Below are 21,901 nucleotides of genomic sequence, written 5' to 3' on the forward strand. Positions count from 1 at the left end.
CGTTCACCCATTCAATATCCGTTCATAAACATCGAGAAGCTTGCGCTCCTCCGCACCCCAGTTATATTTATCCCTATAAGCCTTATAGCCATTCATGCCCATCTCATACCTTACGTCAGGATTAGCCGAAAGGTAATTTATAGCCTTAGCTATATCCTCAGGCTGTTGTGGATTAACCGTAATACCGCATCGCTCATTATCAATAATCTGCTTCCATAAAGGAAAGTCGGATGCTATAATGGGCAGAGCACACGACATATATTCAAACATTTTGAGGGGTAAAGAGGTCAAATAATTTGGTATGGGATGCAAACATACCAATCCTATGTCGCACTGCATTAAAAGCTCATACACTTTATTATAGTCCAGAAAGCCGAGTATATCCACATTGGGCCCGGCTGTATTTCTTATATGTTCTTCAAGCTGGGGTGGCATAAATCTTCCTGCCAGTTTCAGTTTAATATTATATTTCGGGTCCGCATAAGCCATTGCCTGAACCATTTCTTGTACTCCCCTTATAGAAGCCAATCCACCTACGTACACAACCCATATCTCATCTTTTGGTTTTTTGCCATTTATATCACGCTGCTCGTATAGAGGATAATTTTTTATAACGGCTATTCTCGACTTTTTGAAATTTTTAGCTATATCATCGGTTACTGTTATATTATAGTCAAACCGCTTTGCAGCATTTTTCTCGAACCAATTGAATGCGCCGGACACCAAACGCCTTAATCTTTGGGGTATCCATGTTTTAGACATGATAGCTTTGGGATAATCCTCATGTATATCATATACAACCTTTTTGCCCAGCAATTTTAATATAAGGCCGAATGGTATAAGCTCCGGGTCATGAAAATGATATACATCTCCTTGAATCCGTACAGCCATCATTAATAATGTCCACCAGTTTAACAATCTGGCATAGCGTTTTCTTTTGGGCAATCCATATACCTTTATCCCATTTATTTCTTTATAATCAACATCTGCTATAGCCATTATTTCAACATCGTACTTCTTGGCTAAAGACATTGCCTCTTTATAAAATATTCTAGGATCGTCCCATCTATGGACTGACGACGCTATAAAAGCTTTATGCCTCATCGCTGCGCTACCTTTTCATATAGTTGGTCTAACTGTCGCGCGTTATTTTCCCATGTCAATTCATCTACGGATAATTTGGCATGTTGGCCAATGGTTTGAGCATATGCCTCATCATCCAAAAGACGGCATATCGATTGCGCCACGGCATCTACATTATCCGGTTCCACCAAAAGCCCATTCTCTCTATCGCGTATGACATCCTCTATTCCTGTGCCTTTACATGCTATAACTGCTTTCCCGTAAGCCATTGCTTCCACAAACGCTATGCCAAAGCCTTCAGGATAACTCGGCAATGCAAATATATCACATGCTTGCACATATTCCATAGCCTTATCATGCGGCAATTGACCGGTAAATTCAACATACGGTTGTAATTCCAAGCGATTCACTAAACGTTCTAATTCTTCTCTATATGGGCCTTTGCCCACTATAATATAAACCACGTCTTTATGTCTGCCTACTATTTCTCTCAGCGCTTTTATAACTATATGCTGGCCTTTACTCTTAAAAAGATTTCCTACCGACACTATGATTTTCTTGTTTATATATCTTTCTTTAATAGTTTTGGGATGCTCAACAATATTTATATCTATGCCATTGTGTATGACCTCTATTTTCCCTCCATCCACGAACTCGGCCAATGACTTTTTAAGCATACTGCTGACAGCCACCACGGCATCTGCTCCTGACAGTGCTTCTGTGACTTTGGCTCTTGAAACAGAGTTGCGTTGTACGGTATAATTCACATCTTGCCCATGGACGGTTATAATCAGCGGCCTGTTGTAGGTGCCCTTGAGCTTCGCCCCTGCATAACCGTCAGGTAATGCCACATGCGCATGTATTATGTCAAACGGCCATGTACTGTATAATTGAGCAGTCATGCCTTTTATAGCGTTGTAATACCAGTCTCCGCTGTATTCAAAAAACATATGCCTTGGCAAAATAATATATCTCGGAAAATAGACTTCAATACCATCCAGAGAATGCCGCGCAGGAACCTCAATATATTTTTTAGCACGCTTTGTCAACAACGCGCTCCAACGCGGCATCCATGGAAGTGGCGATATCACCTTTACATCATGCCCGAGGGCAGTTAACGCTTTGGCTTGTTGATGGACAAACGTTCCGCTTATTTGATTTGCAGGACTTGGGTACATATGCGACAGTATCAATATCCTCATAAAAATACTTCTCCTTAACATTCTCTTTATATAGCTTTATCAAAGCCATGCTTGCGCCAAATATGATCCACAAGCCGGCCATACCGCGTATAGAGCTGGGGCTTATGGAGGCCATGAAAAATGCCACAAGCGATAGCAATAAACCTTCCGCAAACAGTTTATAAAAACGTGACGGTGAATACATGTATATTTTTAATAAATTCCACATAAGGCTCAAATAAAGCCATACAAACAATGCTGCTATTATAACGCCATATTCCAATAGCATCTCCATCCACCAATTATGCATGTTCACTATGCCATCGGTCGTATCGGCATAGGGTGCCATCCTCATTTCAGTATTGCCCGAACCTATTCCCACTATATATTGCCATGGATCTTCATTTAATATTTTAAAACCATTTTTTATCAAATTTATGCGAATCTGAGTAGAGCCATTTTCGCTTATTTCTTCAATATCGCCTATCTGATCCATCATCGACGGGTTGCCCGGCGTATTCTTGAACCATCCGAATCCTACGGAATCCAATATCAGTATCATTACGACGCTTATGAGCATTATCGATGCTTTCATTTTGGCCCTTTTATCGAAATGCTCGGAGGCCTTTATCATATCTATTATAGCCAATGCGCATGCAAACGCTATGGTTAATAAAAACGCCACATAGCTGGAGCGCGAATTGGTATACAAAAGGACAAATATACCTGCAATGCACAGTATATATCTTGCAAGCGCATGCCGGCTCCCATACTTAAAACCGGCATATACCAACGGCAAGTACATCACTATATACGCCGCAAAATCATTAGGGTTCCTGTAAAATGCCGTAGGTATAGACCTGGGCGGCATATACTCATTCATCCTCGAAACGGGCAGGTGATGGGTTGTAAATACCTCCCACAATGCTACGGCCACATTTATGGCAAAGGCTGCATAAAACACCGTCCAAAGCCGACGCTGGTCTTTTTCATCGTTGAGATAATAAGAAGTAAAAAATATAACAAATATATTGCATATAAGCAAGAAAGCCCCTCTTATAACATCCGGCCTGCTCTGTGCCCAAACGAATGAAGCAACAGCCCATACTGCCCATATCGCTAAAAAAAAGTAATATCTATACAACGTGCGGCTTATAGAAAGCCTGTGCGCGAACAAAACGCCTAAACAAAAAATCAGCACGCTTAATGCTAAAAAAATCCTATATGCAAAAAGGCTTTCCATCCCTTTTATAGAAAGCGTACTACCGAAAAAAGCCGTGAACACGGTCAATAACAGTAAAAGCTTCGATACATCTTTTTTCTCTTCACCTATATAAATCATCGATCTATTCCAGGCCCTGCCCTTCTTTCCTGTTTTATTTTTGCTTTTCCAGCAATTGTTCCTCGGGTACATCGCCCACCTCTTTAGCCGGGCTGCCCATCACTACCTTTTTCGCCGGCACATCTTTGGTAACTATGCTGCCGGCCGCTACCAGGCCGTCTTGATTTATCATCTTGCCGGGCAATATGGTGGCATGTGCGGCTATCCTGCCGCCGCGCCTGACCGTCACGCCTTTGAAATGCTTAAAGCGCTCCTCGGTGCGGCCGACAAAATTGTCATTGGTGGTAACAACCCCGGGTCCTATGAATACCTTGTCCTCTATATTTGAATAAGCCGTTATATAGGCGTTGGTCTCTATCTTGCAATAAGCACCTATGGTGCAGTAATTCTCCACCGTGACGCCTCTGCCTATGATGGTATGCCCGCCTATGCTCACGTTCTCCCTGACCGTAGCCAGATCGGCTATGAGCACCCCTTCCGCTATGTTCGCCCCCGCGTATACCACAGCCGATGTGCCTACTATACAATCATCGCCTATGCTGGACGGAGGCAGCGCATCGCCGGTTTTGAATATGCTGTTGGCAGCGCGCATCGGTTGCTTGCCTATGACGGCATTATCATCTATGCGCACGCGCCGGCCTATGCGGCTGCCGCCATATATCACGACATTGTGGCCTATGACGCAGCCGTCGCCTATGACAACATCATCCTCTATCACGGTATTATAGCCTATACTGACGTTTGGGCCTATATGTGCCGACGGGGATATATGCCTTTCCATATTTACCTCATATCCAGCGTTGAGAAATCGCCTATAGGGAATTTGACCGGCTGACCGGTCTTAACGGACTTATATATGCCCAACACTATTTCCATGGCTTTCTTGCCCTCGGCAGGCGTTATATACGGCTGCCTGCCGCTTTGTACGGCATCTATGAGGTCGGCGAACAGGGACGTATGGCCAAAGCCATATACATTGGCCGGATTTTCGCCATAGTTGGCCAATACTTCCTCCTTATCGTCCAAGCCGTCGCTGAACTCCCAATGGGTCAGATAGTTAGTAGCCATGCCGCCTATCTGCGCGGTGCCTTTTTCGCCGAATACGCTCAGCGTTTCTTCCATATTGGACGGATATATGCAGTTAGAGGCTTCTATTATGCCCAAAGCGCCGCTTTTAAAGCGCAATACAGCCACCGCTGCGTCTTCGGCTTCTATATCATTTAAAAACGTGCCGGCAAATCCGTAGGCTGTATCGACATCGCCCATCATCCACTGCAGCAAATCTATATTGTGTATGCTCTGATTCATAAGCGCGCCGCCATCCATAGCCCACGTGCCGCGCCAGTCCGCCGAACCGTAATAATCAGCACCTCTGTGCCAGCGCATGCTGGCGACGCCGTGTACCAGCTTGCCAAAACGCTGGGCCTCTAAAGCAGAGCGCAATTTTTGGACGGATTTATTGAACCGGTTTTGAAACGATACCGTCATTTTCACGCCCACCTGCTCGGCCACCTTTATCATGCGGTCGGCATCTGTTGTGGATAAAGCCATGGGTTTCTCCACTATGACGTGCTTGCCGGCCTGCATGGCGTCTATGGCCATCTGCGCATGCAAGCCGCTGTAAGTGGCTATTGTTACTACATCTATATCCGGATTGGCCAGCAGGCGCATATAATCGTCATATTTCCTTACAGTACCGGCATCAGAGCCCATGAGCTCGTTGTAGCGCGCAACGGCAGCGTCCATCTTATCATCTTCCAGATCGCATACCGCTACCAACCTGGCTTGTTGCCGATTGTCAGCAATGGCTTTCACATGGTTGGGCGATATACGCCCGCAGCCTATAATTCCAAAATTCAGCATTTATATAACCCACCTTCTTATTTATAGTTTATATACGTTCTCTTTATCCGACTTCACACCCTTGGTAGCGTTCCTCGTATCGAATACCGCTCGGGCCTTATCAACTATCCTTTGATAATCATAACAGCTATGATCAGTGGTTATAACCGCTATATCCGCGTTCTCCAGCAATTCATCGGTTAACTCCGCCGACACGTAATGCTTGCCGTTATGATCGAACTCCGGTATATACGGATCGTTGTATATGACATCGGCATGGGCTTTCTCCAGATGTTCTATTATTTTGAGCACAGGAGATTCCCTGAGATCGTCTATATCCTTTTTATAGGCTGCCCCCAAAAGCAGCACTTTCGAGCCGTTGAGCGGCTTCTTGTCCCTGTTGAGCACCTCGCTTATGCTTTCTACCACAAATTCCGGCATATAGTTGTTGATCTCGCCTGCCGTTTCTATCAGCCGCGTATGATAGTCGTAGCCCCTGGCCTTCCACGTAAGGTAAAACGGGTCTATGGGTATGCAGTGTCCGCCGAGGCCGGGGCCGGGATAAAACGCCATAAATCCGTATGGCTTGGTCTTAGCGGCGTCTATGACCTCCCATACATCTATGCCCATGCGCCGGCATAATATGGACATCTCGTTGGCCAAGGCTATATTTATATTGCGGAATGTATTTTCCAGTATCTTCTCCATCTCAGCCACCGCAGGACTGGACACCGTAAAAACCTCGCCTTCGAGTACATGGCGATAAAGCGATGCCGCTACTTCAGTACATTCCGGGGTCACACCTCCCACTACTTTAGGCGTATTCTTTGTATGATACTCTTTATTGCCCGGATCAACGCGTTCCGGTGAAAATGCCAAAAAGAAATCTTTGCCGCATTTTAACCCGGTATCCTCGAGTATGGGTTTTACCACCTCTTCGGTGGTGCCGGGGTATGTCGTGCTCTCCAGTATAACCAGCATGCCGGGATGCAAATTTTGAGCCACCGACGTCACCGAATTGACGACATATGATACATCCGGCTGCTGGTATTTATCGAGCGGAGTAGGCACGCATATGGTAACCGCATCCAGCTCTTTTATCTTATTATAATCAGCAGTAGCGGACAAACGGCCGGACATCACGAGATCAGCTAATTCCTGATCTACAACATCCCCTATATAATTGATACCGGCATTGACCATATCTACCTTCTTTTGCTGCACATCAAAACCTACAACGGTATAGCCGGCTTTGGCCTTCTCTACAGCCAAAGGCAGACCGACGTAACCCAGACCTATAACGCCTATTTGGGCTGTTTTATCTTCTATTTTCTGTTTTAATGCTCCCGCCAGATCGCTTAATTCCATATAATCTATCCTTTCACCTTATAGTTTTTTATGGCATCGGCCACATATTTTATCTGATGCCGCTCTAATTCCGGATACATTGGCAGCGCCAATACCCTATTGCAGGCTGCCTCGGCATACGGCATATCGCCTTTTTTATAACCGAGGCCCTTATAAGCGTCCTGCAGATGCAGCGGAAGCGGGTAATACACGCCGGTGGATATGCCTTCGGCTTTGAGCGCCTCCGCCAGTCCGTCCCTGTCATCGCATTGCACCACATACTGATGATATATGTGTTTTGCATACGGTGCGGCATATGGTGTCACAACGCCGCTGTCTTTTAATAATTCATCATACAACGCCGCATTATGCCGGCGCATATCATTCCATTGATCGAGGTACTTAAATTTGACGTTTAATATGGCCGCATGCAGCTCATCGAGACGACTGTTATAGCCTATCATCTCGTGATAGTATTTTTTGACGCTGCCATGAGCCCTGAGCATACGGGCTTTTTTATCTATATCAGCATCGCGGGTAACTATCATGCCGCCGTCGCCATATGTGCCCAAGTTTTTGGTAGGGAAAAACGAGAAACACGCCGCATGGCCGAATGAACCGGCCTTCATCCCTTTATACTCAGCGCCCATGGCCTGACAAGCATCCTCTATAACCATGAGATCGTGCTTTCGGGCTATATCCATTATAGCATCCATATCAGCGATTTGCCCAAAAAGATGCACCGGTATTATAGCGCGCGTTCTCGACGTTATGGCTTGTTCTATTTTAGAAACATCTATATTGAATGTATCCGGATCTATATCGACAAATACCGGCTTAGCGCCCACGGCCGATATGCTCTCAGCGCTGGCGAAAAAGGTGAAAGGCGACGTTACTACCTCATCCCCCGGGCCTATGCCGCAGGCGCGCAAAGCTATAACCAGCGCATCGGTGCCATTGCCCACGCCTATGGCATAAGGTACCCCTGCATAAGACGCTATATCATGCTCAAGCGCCTTTACTTGAGGCCCGAGTATAAACTGGCCGTTCTCCAGAACGCCCTCTATAGCCGCATCTATTTCATCCTTTATAGCATGGTATTGCCCTTTCAAGTCCAAAAGCGGTATATTCAATTTATTCCATTCCTCCTACAGTATCTCTCCATATTATACAACGATATCGTGTATTTTTCTATTAGGATTAAATATAAAAATGTAAAATATATGTTAACAATCTATAAGCTATGCCTTTTTAATTTGGGGAATGATGACTGTCCTTGGATAGGGTATCTCTATGCCTTCTTTTTCAAAAGCCTCTTTTATGCGCTTGCGCAGCTCTCTCTCAACAGCCCATTGGTTCAGGGGTAACGTCTTGGCTATTACGCGCAGCGTTACGCCATTATCGCCCAAATCAACGACACCCAACACCTGCGGCATCTCCTGTACCTCCGGACGCTCCTCGTGCATAGCCTTTCCCACATCTTCTAATATCGCTATTGCTTTATCCAGATTCGTTTCATATGACACAGTAACATCCACTATAGCCGTGTTGTTGCCTCTTGTAAAGTTGGCTACCTTGGCTATGCTGCCGTTGGGTATGATATTTACGTCTCCTGCAAATCCTTGTATTTTAGTAACGCGCAGCCCTATGTCCTGGACAGTGCCCGTTATGCCGTCTATGCTGACATAATCGCCCACGGCGAATTGATCCTCGAATAGTATAAAGAAACCCGTGATCACATCTTTAACCAGATTCTGTGCTCCGAAGCCTATGGCCAAACCTCCTATGCCGGCTGCCGCTATAAGGGAGGATACCGGCACGCCCAGCGTATCCAGTATGGTGACTATTGCTATAAAATACACCGTATAGCGCAGTATGCTCTTTAAAATACTAATCAATGTGTTTATACGCTTCTCGTCCATAGGAAATTTGCGCTTGCTTTGAGCTTCCATAACGCGCTGTATTATAAAATTACCGCTTCGTATGACTATAGCCGCTATTATAAGCGTGAGCAGTACGCCTATACCTTTAGATACGAGTTGCGTATAGTCTATACCGTTCAGCCTCTCGCCAACAGCTTCTACGATATTATCCCACATATGCATTCTCCTTTTGCTTCAACATATTAATCATTATATCACAGTTTGTATGAAAATAGGATTCGAAAACCGTAAATAGGGCACATTTTTTAAATTAAAGAAAATTATAGTAATTATTACACACGCAACGCACTGCAAAAGCAATGACATAAGCCAGTAACAGGCTTTAGAACGTTCCGTTGTACGCTCTGCGAGAAAGAGAAGAACAAGGGTAGCCATGAGAGAAGTATGATATTCCAGCTGCAATTTCCCAAACAATAGGATTATCAATAATCAACAAAGCAGATGTGTTTAGAGGTACCGGCAGGCTTGTGTTGTTGAATAAACTATACGCAGAACTTACCAACAGGACGTTTTATATATTCCCATTTATACAGCGTACCAGTACAAGTAGCGATGAATTTTGCGAAAAGCTTCTAGTTAAACAAAAAGTTGTCGTAGTTCAAGCATCGCTTTCAGCACTAACGAGAAAAGCTTTGTGCTCCGTTTGTATACTTATTTTATGGATGTGCTTACTGAAACGCTTATGTATAAAAGGCTCGCGCCCAAAAAATACATGCGCTAGCAAGCTGTAAAACGAAACCGTAGCAATATTTGATTGTAGCGGTTCCGTTTCCAGCAATAATGAGGCGAAATCTTGCTTTTAGCCTTTGAGACCGGTGGTTGCAATTCCTTCCACAAAATATTTTTGTGCTGAGAAGAATATAACGATGCATGGCAGCATTGAAATAACAGTCATCGCCATTATTTGATTCCAATTTACTACCGATGTAGCATCAATAGACATCCTAAGCCCAAGTGATACAGTATATTTACTCACGCTGTTTATATATATCAATGTATTTAGAAAGTCGTTCCACGTCCATATAAATTGGAATATTGCCATGGATATTATAGCTGGTATGCATAGAGGTATGGTGATTCTCAAAAGAATCTGAAACGAATTACAACCATCGATGACAGCCGATTCTTCAAGTTCTTTGGGCAAGCCTCGTAAAAATTGCACCATCATAAACACAAAAAACGGCGCGGTGGCTAGCAAAGCAGGAATTATAAACGGTTTATAGCTATCTAACCAACCGAATCTATTGAATAGTATATACCTAGGTATAAGTATAACCGAATCGGGCAACATTAATGTAGAAATCATGAGGGCAAATAAAACCTTCTTAAAGGGAAAATTAAATCTTGCAAAACCATAAGCTACCACCGTCGACGACACGACAGTAAATATAACGGTAGGAACTACCATTATAAAAGTGTTTAAGAAAAATCTTCCGAAAGTATATTGGCCGGTACCTTTCCATCCATTGATATAAGAATCCGTAACTACCCTAGATGGTATTAAATTCAGCGATTTGAATATATCTTCATTGGGCTTAAAAGAGGCTGAAACTACCCATAAAAGAGGGTATACCATAAGTAATGCAAATGCGATTAAAAATATATACGTAAATATAATTGAAACGTTTATTTTTTTTAAATCGTTCATATAGATTGACCTCCGTCTTCATAATACGTCCACGATGAAGAAGTTTTAAATATTATTATTGTGACTACCATTATAAGTAAAAACTGAACCCATGAAAGAGCCGATGAGTAGCCCATTCTGAAATATTTGAACGCATTATCGTATATAAGCATGCTGTAGAGATACGTGGAATTCATAGGGCCTCCGGCAGTAATTACGAATGGTCCGGTGAATTCTTGGAAAGCGTTTATTGTCTGCATTACGAGGTTAAAGAACAAAACCGGCGAAAGCATGGGTAACGTTATAGAAAAAAACCTTCTAGCCCTTGAAGCTCCGTCTACCAACGCGGCCTCGTATAATTCATTTGGTATCTGCTTAAGGCCGGCTAAAAAGATTACCATAGACGAGCCAAACTGCCAAACTGCCAGAAGGCTTACCGTAAACAAAGCTATATCAGGGCTGCCCAACCAATCTACGCTGCCTATATTAAAAATTGATAAAAATTTATTTACTATTCCATCTTTCATGAACAAAAATCTCCATAGCACCGATACAGCAACGCTTCCACCAAATATAGATGGCAGATAATAAATAGTACGGAAAATATTAACGCCTTTTATCTTCATATTCAATATCATAGCCACTATCAAAGCAAAAGCTAATTTCATCGGTACAGTCATAACTACATACAACAATGTATTAAAAAAAGACGTCCAGAAAAGCCTATCTTTTGTAAACGCATATATATAATTACTTAGACCGCTAAAAGCAGGGGTTCCAGTAATACTGTATTCCGTGAATGAATATATAAAAGACATTATAAACGGATATAATTTAAACAGAAGAAAGCCTATAATCCACGGACTTATATACAAAAGCCCTATATAGTCCTTTCTTTTATAACGTTTCATTTATGCACCATCCTTAAGTTTTAATATAAATGCAATAAAGGAGCTATTGGCCGGGAGTAAGCCCGGCCAATGTGATTTTTTAGCTTATCATATTATTTTTGTTGATCCTTTAGCTCTGATAGCTTCTGCTCGAAGCGGCTTATAAGTTCGTCAGCGGCTTTTTCCGGCGTTAACTTTTGGTATGCCAATTCTTGTATAACATCTGTGCTTATCTTCTCCAGCTCCTGGTTTTGACTTATGCCGTTTTCGGGTTTTCCCATCATTTTTGTAGCATTGGTTGTCGCCTCGTTAAGCGCAGGATCCAGTAAGCCATTATCAACCAATATTTTGCGTGCTGTCTCCGTAGGTGGTAAGCCCCTTACATCTTTTAATATCTTGGCGGCTTCGGGATCGTTGAAAAACCAATTTATGAATTTAGCGGCTTCCTCGGCATTTTCGGAATTTTTGTTTATTGTAAGCAATTGCGAAGGCCTCACTATTATACCAGTATCCTTTGCATCTGGCGCTACGGGTATCATAGCGATACCAAGATTCTTTATATTTGCTTTGTTGACGTTATACATAGATGTCCAATTCCACAGCATCCCCAATTCACCATTTAACCACTTTGGGTTCTGTTCAGGCTTTCCTTGGAAAGGTGCACTTTCTGAAAAAGGTTGAATACCACCATTCTTGAATAGCTGATCGAGATATGTGAAAGCATCGGTAAGCACCTGCTTATCAAATCCTAAACTATAGTCATCATTTACCCAATAATTGCCGGTACGTTGTATGACATACGCTTTGACCATATAATACGATACAGTAGCATCGAAATTTAACAGATAAGCATTTTTATCCTTCTGATGAACTTGCTTTGCTGTTTCTGCCAAATTATCCCAATTCCATACGGTTTTATCATCTATACCATATTTGGCAAAGAAATCTTTATTATATAAAAGAGCAGAGGCATTTATGCCTGTCGGTAAGCCTATAAGTTTATCATTTAGGTAACTATATTGTTTTAGGAAATTTTGGTCAAATGTTGTTGTGTCTATGCTTTTTTGTTGGCTTAAGTCAGCAAAAAAATCGCCCTGTGCTGCTAACTCTGGTATCCAGGTTACATCTATCTGGATTATATCAGCTGCAGTATTGCCGCTCAACTGGGTGACCAGTTTTTGCAGATAACCGTCTATACCGCTGTATTCGGCGTCTATCTTTACATTGGGGTTCTTTTGCATGTAAAGGTCTATAGCATCGAGCGTGGCCTTATGGCGATCATCACCGCCCCACCACATGAAGCGCAGGGTCACATTTTTAGATTCATTCGATGAGGAATCGGTATTATTATTAGACGATTCCTGGCTACTTTCATCGCTGCTGCATCCAACAAGTAGGGTCATACCTATTAGAACCACAAGTACCAAAGAAACAAATTTTTTGAAATTATTCATAAAAACTCCTCCTTAAAAATTTTTGATTGATTACTTATAATATATCATTCACCTACAAACTTAAAAAGGAGCGCTATTTGATATATGGTATCATTAATTGGCTCAAAAATTATAAGGTATCATTTTTTGCATTATTCTGTTAAATCCTGATACCAAATTGCCCTGCAAATTATCGTTTACTATGCTATAATAGCTTGTGTAGCTTTAATATAATAAGGCACTCAAAGGGGTGGTATTTATGTATAAGTTGATCATCGTGGAGGATGAATATGAGATAAGGGTGGGCTTATCCAATTATTTCCCATGGACAGAGATTGGTTTTGAGATAGCCGGTGAGTTCGAGAATGGCAAGCAAGCCTTTGAGTATATAATGAAACGTCATGTAGATGCTGTTTTGTGCGATATAAAAATGCCTATTATGTCAGGCATAGATCTTGCGAAACTTCTTTTTACAAATGGTATTGATGCTAAAATTGTTTTTATAAGCGGGTACAGAGAGTTCGAGTATGCCAGGCAAGCAATACAATATGGTGTTAAGGATTATATAGTAAAACCTACAAAATATGATGAAGTGATGGAGGTCTTCGGCAAAATCAAAAGAGATCTGGATAATCAACGCTATCTTAAAACACAAGTATTGAATAATGGTCAAACTATTCCCGAAATAGATAAAGGAGAGGATATAATATCTATTGTCAAAAATTATATAAACGAAAACTATAAAGACGCTACGCTGGAGGATGCGGCTAAGATAGTCTATATAAATCCTTATTATTTGAGCAAGCTTTTCAAACAAAAAACAGGGAAAAACTTTTCTGATTATCTAACTGAGGTAAAAATGGCTAAAGCAGCGCTTTTTTTGAAAAACCCTTTATACAAAGTATACGAGGTAGGGGACATGATAGGATATAAGAATCCTAAAAACTTTGCCAGGGCATTCAAGAAATATTATGGCAAATCGCCCAGCGAATATGTATCGTCTGATAAATAATCAAATTGGGATTTAAATATGGAAAAAATAAATCAAAAGTTTTTTGCTAAAAATGTGTTAATATCCACAATCCCCGTTATTATAGTGATTGCTATATTGGGTTCGTTTTCTATCGTTATAACAGAGCGATATGTCAAAGATGAGATAAATAAAAACAATATAATGATTTTAAAGCAAAACAGCGAGAATATAGAGCTTATGCTGGATGAAATGGATCAGGTTTACCTTACTTTCGGCATAAATACAGATGTGACACTGCATCTGAAAAGAATACTTAATACTTCTGCTTATTCTTTTGAAGATACATTGCAGCTTAATATAATAAAAAGTTTGCTGAATGCCACTTCATATTCAAAGCCATATATTCAATCCATATATATTTATTTTAATAATCCTAACGGAAATTTTATAACAACATCGGAAGGAATGGTATCCTTAAATAATTACTTCGATAAAAGCTGGTTTGATGCCTTTAAAAATATGCCACGCAATGTATCGTTATGGACAGAAGTAAGGAATTTAAAATTATACGCTTGTGAACAAAAACCGGTAGAAGTACTTACCGTATATAAAAGAATCGGTTCACTTTATACTAATAAAAGCGATGGGGTGTTAGTATTAAATATATACTTGGATTATATTAAAGACTTCATCAATTCAGCGATCACTATACCGGGACAAAAAATACTTTTAATTGATAGAAATGACAACCTTATATGCCAAAGCGATGACGGTAACTTTGTGAGTGGTGAAGACATTAGACAATACGAGGGTAACAACATAATATCGGAATTAAAATCAGAGGAGTATGATATAAGGTATATTTCTATAGTACCCAAAGCATACCTTTACCGAATTCCGCTTAAACTTCTGGATATCACTTTGTTTTTGCTTGTTTTCTCATCCGTGACCATAATATTGCTTACATATCACACCACAAAGAAAAACTATGCCAATATTAGGAATATTATAAGCATAATAGACTCTGCCAATAATAACAGTACCTTTCCGAACTTACCTACAGAATATAAGGACGAATACAGTTATATAACCTATAATATACTTAAAAATTTCATGGAACAAAACTATTTGAAAGTACAATTATCAGAGAAAAAATACAAAATGCAGGCCATGGAGCTTTTAGCCCTTCAATCTCAGATAAATCCTCATTTTTTGTTCAATACTCTAGAAACAATTTATTTAAAGGTATTAGCTTTTACAGGCAAGCCTAACGAAGCTACAAAAATGATAGAAGATCTGTCTCAAATTTTGAAATATTCTCTCAGCAATCCAAGCGAAACCATTACATTAAAGGAAGAACTTGAAAATACTATGTGTTATATAGATATATTAAAAATGCGCTATAAGGATAAATTTAATATAATATGGCAATACGATAACAGCTTGCTCTGCTGCAGGGTAATGAAGCTTATGTTTCAACCCCTCATTGAAAACGCCGTTTACCATGGTATAAAAGAGAAAGATGGAACAAGCACTATAAAAATCAGAATAGATAAATACAACACAGAGATGAGGATAGCAGTAATAGATAATGGTATTGGAATAAGCAAGGAAAAACTTAAACAGATAAAGGAATCTCTGAAAAAAGAATTTGATTATTCTGAACACATTGGCCTTCTGAACATAAACGAAAGGCTTAAACTTATATATGGAAATAATTACTCTATAACGATTAGGAGTAAATTTGGGATGGGAACAGCAATATATATAAAATTTCCATTATGGATTAAAGATAAATAAAAAGAAGGGAATTTGATATAATGAAACGTGAAGAAATATACATACGCGATCCATTTATAGTACCTGTTGACAATGAGCAAAAATATTATATGTTTGGTACCACCGATACAAACTGCTGGAATGATGAAAAAGCCACCGGATTCGATTATTATACAACAACGGATCTAGAAAGCTTTGAAGGCCCTTTTGAAGCATTTCGCCCGCCGAAAGACTTTGAATGGGACAGAAATTTTTGGGCTCCCGAAGTGCATTATTATAAAGGAAGGTACTATATGTTTGCATCTTTTATCACAAATGGGAAAAATAGATGTACGTATATACTATCTTCTGACAAAGTATCAGGCCCTTTTACGCCGTGGAGCTCAGGTCCGGTTACCCCAATGGCTTGGATGTGCCTTGACGGGACATTGTTTGTAGATGACGATGCGCAGCCCTGGCTTGTATTCTGCCACGAATGGGTACAAGTATATGATGGGGAGATATGGGCTGTAAAATTGTCGGTAGATCTAAAAACCGCTGTAGATAAAAGCACATTTCTGTTTAAGGCTTCAGATGCGCCGTGGGCAAAAAGCATAAAAGTTAAAGATGGTCGCAAATGTTTTGTCACGGATGGCCCATATTTACATAGGACATCTAAAGGGGACCTTATAATGCTATGGTCAAGTTTTACCGAAAACCATAATTATGCGATAGGTGTTGCTCATTCGGAGACCGGAAATATGCTTGGTCCGTGGATTAATGAAGATGTCCCTTTATTTTCGAATGATGGCGGCCATGGCATGATCTTCACTGCTTTTGATGGAAACCTAATGCTTGCACTACATGCCCCCAATAAAAGAGGTGTAGAAAGACCCATTTTTATTAAAATAAGGGAAATTGACGGTAGGCTAAATCTTTATTAGAATCTCTAAAAAGCGTAATTAATATTAAATACACCTTGTTGCTTTTTCATTTGAGTAGATGCAGAATAATAAGAGCTAGACTGGATCGTTAGTTGACATGGCACGTATTGAGGGCTATAATTTTGCTTATGTTAATTCTTGATATACATAAATAGATGCGATACAACGAAAGAGGCTACATATGGATGAAGCTCAGATAGATACCAAAAAAATATATGAACGCAGATGGTCTATACTTGTAGCTGTAATGCTGGGCAGCATAATGGCTCCTATAGATGGTAGCATAATGAATATAGCCATGCCTACATTAAGAGAGGTTTTCCACGCCCCGCTCGAGACTGTAAGCTGGGTATCAATGGCATATCTTTTGGTGGTCAGCAGCACGCTTCTCGCATTTGGTCGACTGGGTGATATCATAGGGTATAGGCGCATATATCAAACCGGCCTTCTCATATTTACCGCATCATCGGCCGTATGCGGTTTCGCGTCCAACATAACGGCACTTATAGCCGGCCGTGTGGCACAAGCTATAGGAGGCGGCATGCTGCTGTCTATGGCTCCGGCTATATTGACGGCCGTCTTCCCTCCTAACGACCGCGGCAAGGCGCTGGGCATAAACGCCATGTCGGTAGCAGTAGGCTTGGCCATAGGACCGAGCCTGGGCGGATTTCTCGTATCAACGCTGGGTTGGGAATATATCTTTTTTATAAACGTGCCCATCGGTATTGCAGCCTTCATATTAGCACAACTGTTTTTGCCCAGAAATTCTGTGCGACGCGATGAACGCTTTGATGCTATCGGCGCCGTGCTGGCATTTTGCCTGTTATTTTCTTTGCTTTTGTACATAAACCGTGGTAGCCAATGGGGTTGGATCTCCTTGATAGGCATTACAACATTGAGCATAGCAGTCATATCATTTATAGCATTGATCCTGCTGGAAAGCCGCCAATCCGAGCCAATGCTCGATTTGTCGCTATTTAAGATACGGCTGTTTACCGCAGGTACAGCCAGCACGCTTCTAAATTTCAGCGCACAGTATATAATGACGTTTTTAACGCCGTTCTACCTGACGCAAAAGGGCCTGCCGCCCAGTACAGCCGGCGCTGTGATGACAGCCTTCCCCGCAGTCATGCTGGTGATGGCGCCTGTAAGCGGTGCGCTATCCGATCGACTAGGGGCTAGAGGACTCAGCACACTAGGTGCCGCCATAAGCGCGTTCGGTATATTCCTGATGTCCACACTGACGCTGGATAGCCCTATATGGCGCATAACTCTCAACCTGGCTGTATTCGGCATAGGCAACGGCTTATTCCAATCGCCCAACAACAGCTCAGTAATGGGCAGCGTGCCGCGCGACCGTTTGGGGATAGCTTCTTCATTCCTCGCCACCATGCGCAATGTCGGTATGGTAATGGGCATAGCTATAGGCGGTGCCGTATTCTCAAGCCTAAGCCAATATTTTACTGCTCGGCTCAACCTCACCGGCATCGCCCTTCAAGATACCGCCTTCATGTACGCTATACGAATAGCATATATGACAGGAATGGCGCTGGATATACTATGCGTGGTAACATCAGCCATACGTGGCAAGCATAACGTTGCTTAGGCTACGCGTTTCTGCTCATAGCAAATACAGGCTCTTCTATAAGCTCTTTCATTACGGCCAGCACCCTATAAACATCATCGCGCGTCACATAGTAATGCGTCACAAAACGCATCTTGCCATCAGGTGATCCGGCTATCTTTATACCATACGGCCTTATAATTTCGGCCAATCTATTGCCGTTTAGTCCCGTAGCGGTTATATCGAAGTTTATCATGTTGGTCTGTACTGTATCCAAATCAACGCTTATGCCTTTTATCTCAGCTAACCCCTGGGCCAATATTCTTGCATTCTCATGATCCTCATATAATCTTTGAGGCATATCGGTAATAGCCACTATAGCTGCAGCCGCAAGCACGCCTGCCTGGCGCATACCGCCGCCCAGCATCTTGCGTATCTTTCTGGCTTTATCTATAAACGCTTTACTGCCTGCCAAAAGAGAACCCACAGGTGCGCATAACCCTTTCGACACACAAAACATGACGCTATCGGCCCATTGAGCCACATCTTTAGCCTCTACGCCCAGAGCCGCGGCGGCATTGAATATACGGGCACCATCGAGATGAACCGGTATATCATGCTCATGCGCCACCTTGTATACCGCCTCCATAGTATCCAGCGGCACAACCGTACCGCCGGCGCGATTATGCGTATTCTCTTCGCATATCAATGCCGTGCGCGGGAAATGCAAATCCTCCACGCGTATAGCAGCCTCTACCTCAGCCGGATTGAGTGCGCCCATATGGCCTTTGAGCTGCTTGGCCTGTACACCTGCCAAAAAGCCCAGAGCGCCTACTTCGTAATAGAATATGTGGGCTTCTGCTTCGGTTATTATCTCCTCACCGCGTTGGGTGTGCGTCATGATAGCCAATTGATTGCCCATAGTGCCCGACGGGATGAACAGCGCATCCTCTTTGCCCATGGCCTGGGCCGCCAGCCTTTCCAGCTTGAGCATTGTAGGGTCGTCGCGGTAGACATCATCGCCTACCTCCGCTTTATACATGGCCTTGCGCATCTTTTCAGTAGGTACCGTTACGGTATCGCTACGTAAGTCTATTAACTTATCCATTTACAACATCCTTCCTAAAAATAAGCATAATAAAAGAGTCAAACCGTTCGATTTGACCCCTGAAGCGGATGTTGAAAATAGCCTTGCAGCTATACACGGCCTTTAGCAGCCTATACAGCCACTTAAATACGACTAATTTCAACCCTGTCCTTTTGCCTGAGAGATTAATTCACCTTCGGCGCTCTTTCGAGACTCTCCAGGGGTTCGTCCGGCCATGGTCTTTGCCCAAATAACGCACGTTAATTTCTAGGCGTAGCCAAAAATCTCTCCACTTCCATAGCACTTGGTAAAGCACTTTGAGCACCCATGCGGGTGATAGCTATGGCCGCTACTGCACTGGCATAATCCGCCGCACGGTCTATATCCATTCCGCGCGTCAACGCATAGCACAGCCCACCTGTAAAGGCGCTACCCGCTCCTGTGGGGTCCACGACTTTAACATTATAAGCCGGCCTACGTTTTATAGTACCTTCATAATTGTACATAACGCCTTGATCCCCAAGCGTAATAAAGACATTTTTTACGCCTTGATCCAGAAACATGGCTATCATCTTCTCGCAATCGGCATCTTCTTTCACTTCCATACCCAGCAGCTCCTGAGCTTCGAATTTGTTGAGCACTAATACGTCGATACTGCCATATAGCTCATCGTCCAGAGGCGATGCTGGCGATGGATTAAGCACTACCCTCGTATCTGACTTATGGGCTATGCTGGCTGCCCATATCACAGTATCAATGGGTATTTCGAGCTGCATAAGCAATATGGCTGCCCGTTCTATCAAACCTTCACAATGCCTCATACGCTCTATAGTGCACTGGCTGTTGGCCCCTTGATACGATATTATGGTATTCTGGCCTCTAAACACGTTTATAAATGCCAAACCTGTATCGATATTGTCCAAAACCAGTATATCGCTCGTCCTGACATTGTTCCTGGCTAAATTGGCTACAAGCTGTTCGCCGTAGGAATCGTGGCCTACACATCCTGCGAAAGCAACATTTCCTCCTAATCGTGCTACAGCTACCGCCTGGTTATTGCCTTTGCCCCCCGGAGATTTATAAAAAGCCCTGCTTTTTAGGGTTTCTCCTGGATATGGACGCCTATCGGTCTCCACGGTCAAATCCATATCGAGGCTGCCTAATACCAAAATATCAATATCTTTATACATAATTCCCCTCCTCCTCTTTCTACAAAGCACTTTTTATTGACGCATACCTTATCCTCGTTTTTTATTATATCATATCCACACTTAAAGACAATCACGAATTGAGAAATGATAATAGCTGTGCGTTTTTTGCAATAAAATATGTTATAATAAAAGTAATGCGCACAGAGTGATCAATGGTAAGGAGTAAAATATATGCAGAATTATACGGAGAACGAAGCGCGGATTTATGCGCGCACATTGTCTTTGATACTGGCTAAAGCCGTGGCTGATATCATGCCTGGATGCAAGCTTGTGGTGGAGCATTCGTTAGGCAACGGTCAGTATTGCGAAATACACGGCGTAAAGCATATAAGTCCGGGCGAGATAGCGCAGCTTAAAAAGCGCATGGCGGAGCTTATAGAAACAGATCTGCCTATAATGCAGGAGATGATCCCCCGCCAACAGGCTATAGCGCTTTTTGAAAATATGGGCAAGCATGAAACCGCTCATATATTGCGTTACAGGCAGGTTGACGAGATAAGCGTATATCATCTGGATGATATTATAGATTATTTCTACGAACCGCTTTTTACCTCTACCGCCCAGGCAAGGGTATTCGATCTCTTACCATATCCTCCCGGGCTTATACTGCTATACCCCAAAGCTGGGCAGCCGGACAAACTTCCGGAATTTACAGACCTGCCAAAGCTCGCGGCGATATTCAAAGAAGCCGAGGAATGGGCCCGTATATTGGGTATAGGCTATGTTTCGTCGTTAAACGACGTTATAGACAAGGGCGATACATCTGAGCTTATACTGATTTCCGAAGCGCTTCATGAAAAACGTACATCCGATATAGCCGATATCATATCAAAAAACAAAACGCAGATACGGCTGATATCCATTGCAGGCCCCTCATCGTCCGGTAAGACATCCTTCGCCAGCCGCCTTTATATACAACTGCGCGTAAATGGTATAAAACCATTGCGTATATCGCTGGATAATTATTTTCTGCCGCGCGAGTTTACCCCTATGGATGAAAACGGGCAGCCGGATCTTGAATCCTTAGAGGCCCTGGACCTGGGATTGTTTAACGACCAATTAAAAGCCCTTATAGAAGAAGATGAGGTAAGCCTGCCGGTATTTAACTTTAAGACCGGTTTGCGCCAATATATGCCGCCTATAAGGTTAGAACCGGACCAGCCCATAATCATAGAGGGTATCCATGGTCTGAACGAACGGCTCACGCAGGCTATTCACAAAGATAGAAAATTTAAGATATATATAAGCGCATTGACGCAGCTCAACATAGACGAACATAATCGTGTGCCTACTACCTACGCGCGACTGTTCAGGCGTATAATAAGGGATCATCAATTTCGGGGAGCAGACGCGTCTCGTACGCTTCAAATATGGCCGTCGGTACGAGCCGGCGAAGAAAGAAATATTTTTCCTTATCAGGAAGAGGCTGATGTCATGTTTAACTCATCCCTCGCATATGAGATACCATTGCTCAAGCGATACGTCGAACCTCTCCTGAAAGAAATAGGCACGGATGATCCGCAGTATCCAAGAGCTGCCCAGCTACTGGATTTGCTGTCGCATTTTATACCCGTGCCTGCCGATAAAGAAGTCAATATACCACCTAATTCGCTTATAAGGGAATTCACCGGCCATAGTTGCTTCTTTGGAAAAAATTAAATTTAAAGCGGCCTATA

The 21,901-nt window shown here is 42.5% G+C and carries 18 protein-coding genes and 1 riboswitch; of the genes, 5 read left to right on the forward strand and 13 right to left on the reverse strand.

What is annotated here, in order from left to right:
* Positions 1–3: 3 nt before the first annotated feature.
* From JG770_RS00745 to JG770_RS00795, 11 genes are all read right to left on the reverse strand, one after another.
* Positions 4–1,104 (reverse strand): glycosyltransferase family 4 protein, encoded by a 1,101-nt coding sequence (locus tag JG770_RS00745; RefSeq protein WP_291953899.1) that lies wholly within the window; start codon positions 1,102–1,104, stop codon positions 4–6.
* Entirely contained in the window at positions 1,101–2,285 is a 1,185-nt protein-coding gene (locus tag JG770_RS00750) for a glycosyltransferase family 4 protein (RefSeq protein ID WP_291953901.1), read from the reverse strand. The genes JG770_RS00745 and JG770_RS00750 overlap by 4 nt, the downstream gene beginning before the upstream one ends.
* Positions 2,182–3,606 (reverse strand): O-antigen ligase family protein, encoded by a 1,425-nt coding sequence (locus tag JG770_RS00755; RefSeq protein ID WP_291953903.1) that lies wholly within the window; start codon positions 3,604–3,606, stop codon positions 2,182–2,184. The genes JG770_RS00750 and JG770_RS00755 overlap by 104 nt, the downstream gene beginning before the upstream one ends.
* 34 nt (positions 3,607–3,640) lie before the next feature.
* Positions 3,641–4,387, reverse strand: coding sequence for an N-acetyltransferase (locus tag JG770_RS00760; protein WP_291953906.1), 747 nt, complete (start codon positions 4,385–4,387; stop codon positions 3,641–3,643).
* A 2-nt stretch (positions 4,388–4,389) separates the two neighbouring features.
* On the reverse strand, positions 4,390–5,469 hold the full coding sequence (locus tag JG770_RS00765) for a Gfo/Idh/MocA family oxidoreductase (RefSeq protein ID WP_291953908.1): 1,080 nt from the start codon (positions 5,467–5,469) through the stop codon (positions 4,390–4,392).
* A gap of 21 nt (positions 5,470–5,490) precedes the next feature.
* Positions 5,491–6,816, reverse strand: a complete 1,326-nt coding sequence (locus tag JG770_RS00770) for a nucleotide sugar dehydrogenase (RefSeq protein WP_291953910.1) — start codon at positions 6,814–6,816, stop codon at positions 5,491–5,493.
* Positions 6,817–6,821: 5 nt separating this feature from the next.
* Positions 6,822–7,928, reverse strand: coding sequence for a DegT/DnrJ/EryC1/StrS family aminotransferase (locus tag JG770_RS00775; RefSeq protein WP_291953912.1), 1,107 nt, complete (start codon positions 7,926–7,928; stop codon positions 6,822–6,824).
* 108 nt (positions 7,929–8,036) lie between these two features.
* Entirely contained in the window at positions 8,037–8,894 is an 858-nt protein-coding gene (locus JG770_RS00780) for a mechanosensitive ion channel family protein (protein WP_291953914.1), read from the reverse strand.
* A 643-nt stretch (positions 8,895–9,537) separates the two neighbouring features.
* Complete coding sequence (locus JG770_RS00785) at positions 9,538–10,386, reverse strand: carbohydrate ABC transporter permease (protein WP_291953916.1); 849 nt, start codon at positions 10,384–10,386, stop codon at positions 9,538–9,540.
* Positions 10,383–11,276, reverse strand: a complete 894-nt coding sequence (locus tag JG770_RS00790; RefSeq protein ID WP_291953919.1) for a sugar ABC transporter permease — start codon at positions 11,274–11,276, stop codon at positions 10,383–10,385. Before JG770_RS00790 ends, JG770_RS00785 begins: the two co-directional genes overlap by 4 nt.
* Positions 11,277–11,368: 92 nt before the next feature.
* Entirely contained in the window at positions 11,369–12,709 is a 1,341-nt protein-coding gene (locus JG770_RS00795) for a sugar ABC transporter substrate-binding protein (RefSeq protein WP_291953922.1), read from the reverse strand.
* Positions 12,710–12,947: 238 nt separating this feature from the next.
* Between JG770_RS00795 and JG770_RS00800 the strand changes: the two genes are divergently transcribed.
* The 4 genes from JG770_RS00800 to JG770_RS00815 all read left to right on the forward strand — a co-directional run bounded on the left by JG770_RS00800 (position 12,948) and on the right by JG770_RS00815 (position 17,969).
* Positions 12,948–13,700, forward strand: coding sequence for a response regulator (locus JG770_RS00800; protein ID WP_291953924.1), 753 nt, complete (start codon positions 12,948–12,950; stop codon positions 13,698–13,700).
* An 18-nt stretch (positions 13,701–13,718) separates the two neighbouring features.
* Positions 13,719–15,461, forward strand: a complete 1,743-nt coding sequence (locus tag JG770_RS00805) for a sensor histidine kinase (RefSeq protein WP_291953927.1) — start codon at positions 13,719–13,721, stop codon at positions 15,459–15,461.
* Between the two features lie 20 nt (positions 15,462–15,481).
* Positions 15,482–16,363 (forward strand): glycoside hydrolase family 43 protein, encoded by an 882-nt coding sequence (locus JG770_RS00810; protein WP_291953930.1) that lies wholly within the window; start codon positions 15,482–15,484, stop codon positions 16,361–16,363.
* 181 nt (positions 16,364–16,544) lie between these two features.
* The gene (locus JG770_RS00815; protein ID WP_291953933.1) at positions 16,545–17,969 is read left to right on the forward strand and encodes an MFS transporter; all 1,425 of its coding nucleotides are present in this window, start codon (positions 16,545–16,547) and stop codon (positions 17,967–17,969) included.
* A 1-nt stretch (position 17,970) separates the two neighbouring features.
* On the opposite strand, the gene ltaE is transcribed toward JG770_RS00815, so the two are convergent.
* On the reverse strand, positions 17,971–19,035 hold the full coding sequence (gene ltaE, locus JG770_RS00820) for a low-specificity L-threonine aldolase (RefSeq protein WP_291953935.1): 1,065 nt from the start codon (positions 19,033–19,035) through the stop codon (positions 17,971–17,973).
* Positions 19,036–19,169: 134 nt separating this feature from the next.
* Positions 19,170–19,245: riboswitch (glycine riboswitch) on the reverse strand.
* 29 nt (positions 19,246–19,274) lie between these two features.
* Entirely contained in the window at positions 19,275–20,204 is a 930-nt protein-coding gene (gene rbsK / locus JG770_RS00825; RefSeq protein ID WP_291953937.1) for a ribokinase, read from the reverse strand.
* 192 nt (positions 20,205–20,396) lie between these two features.
* Here rbsK and JG770_RS00830 point away from each other — a divergent pair, with 192 nt between their 5' ends.
* Positions 20,397–21,884, forward strand: a complete 1,488-nt coding sequence (locus JG770_RS00830; RefSeq protein WP_291953939.1) for a nucleoside kinase — start codon at positions 20,397–20,399, stop codon at positions 21,882–21,884.
* Positions 21,885–21,901: the final 17 nt, after the last annotated feature.

The sequence above is a fragment of the Mahella sp. genome, assembly GCF_020054945.1.
Lineage (GTDB): Bacteria > Bacillota > Clostridia > Mahellales > Mahellaceae > Mahella.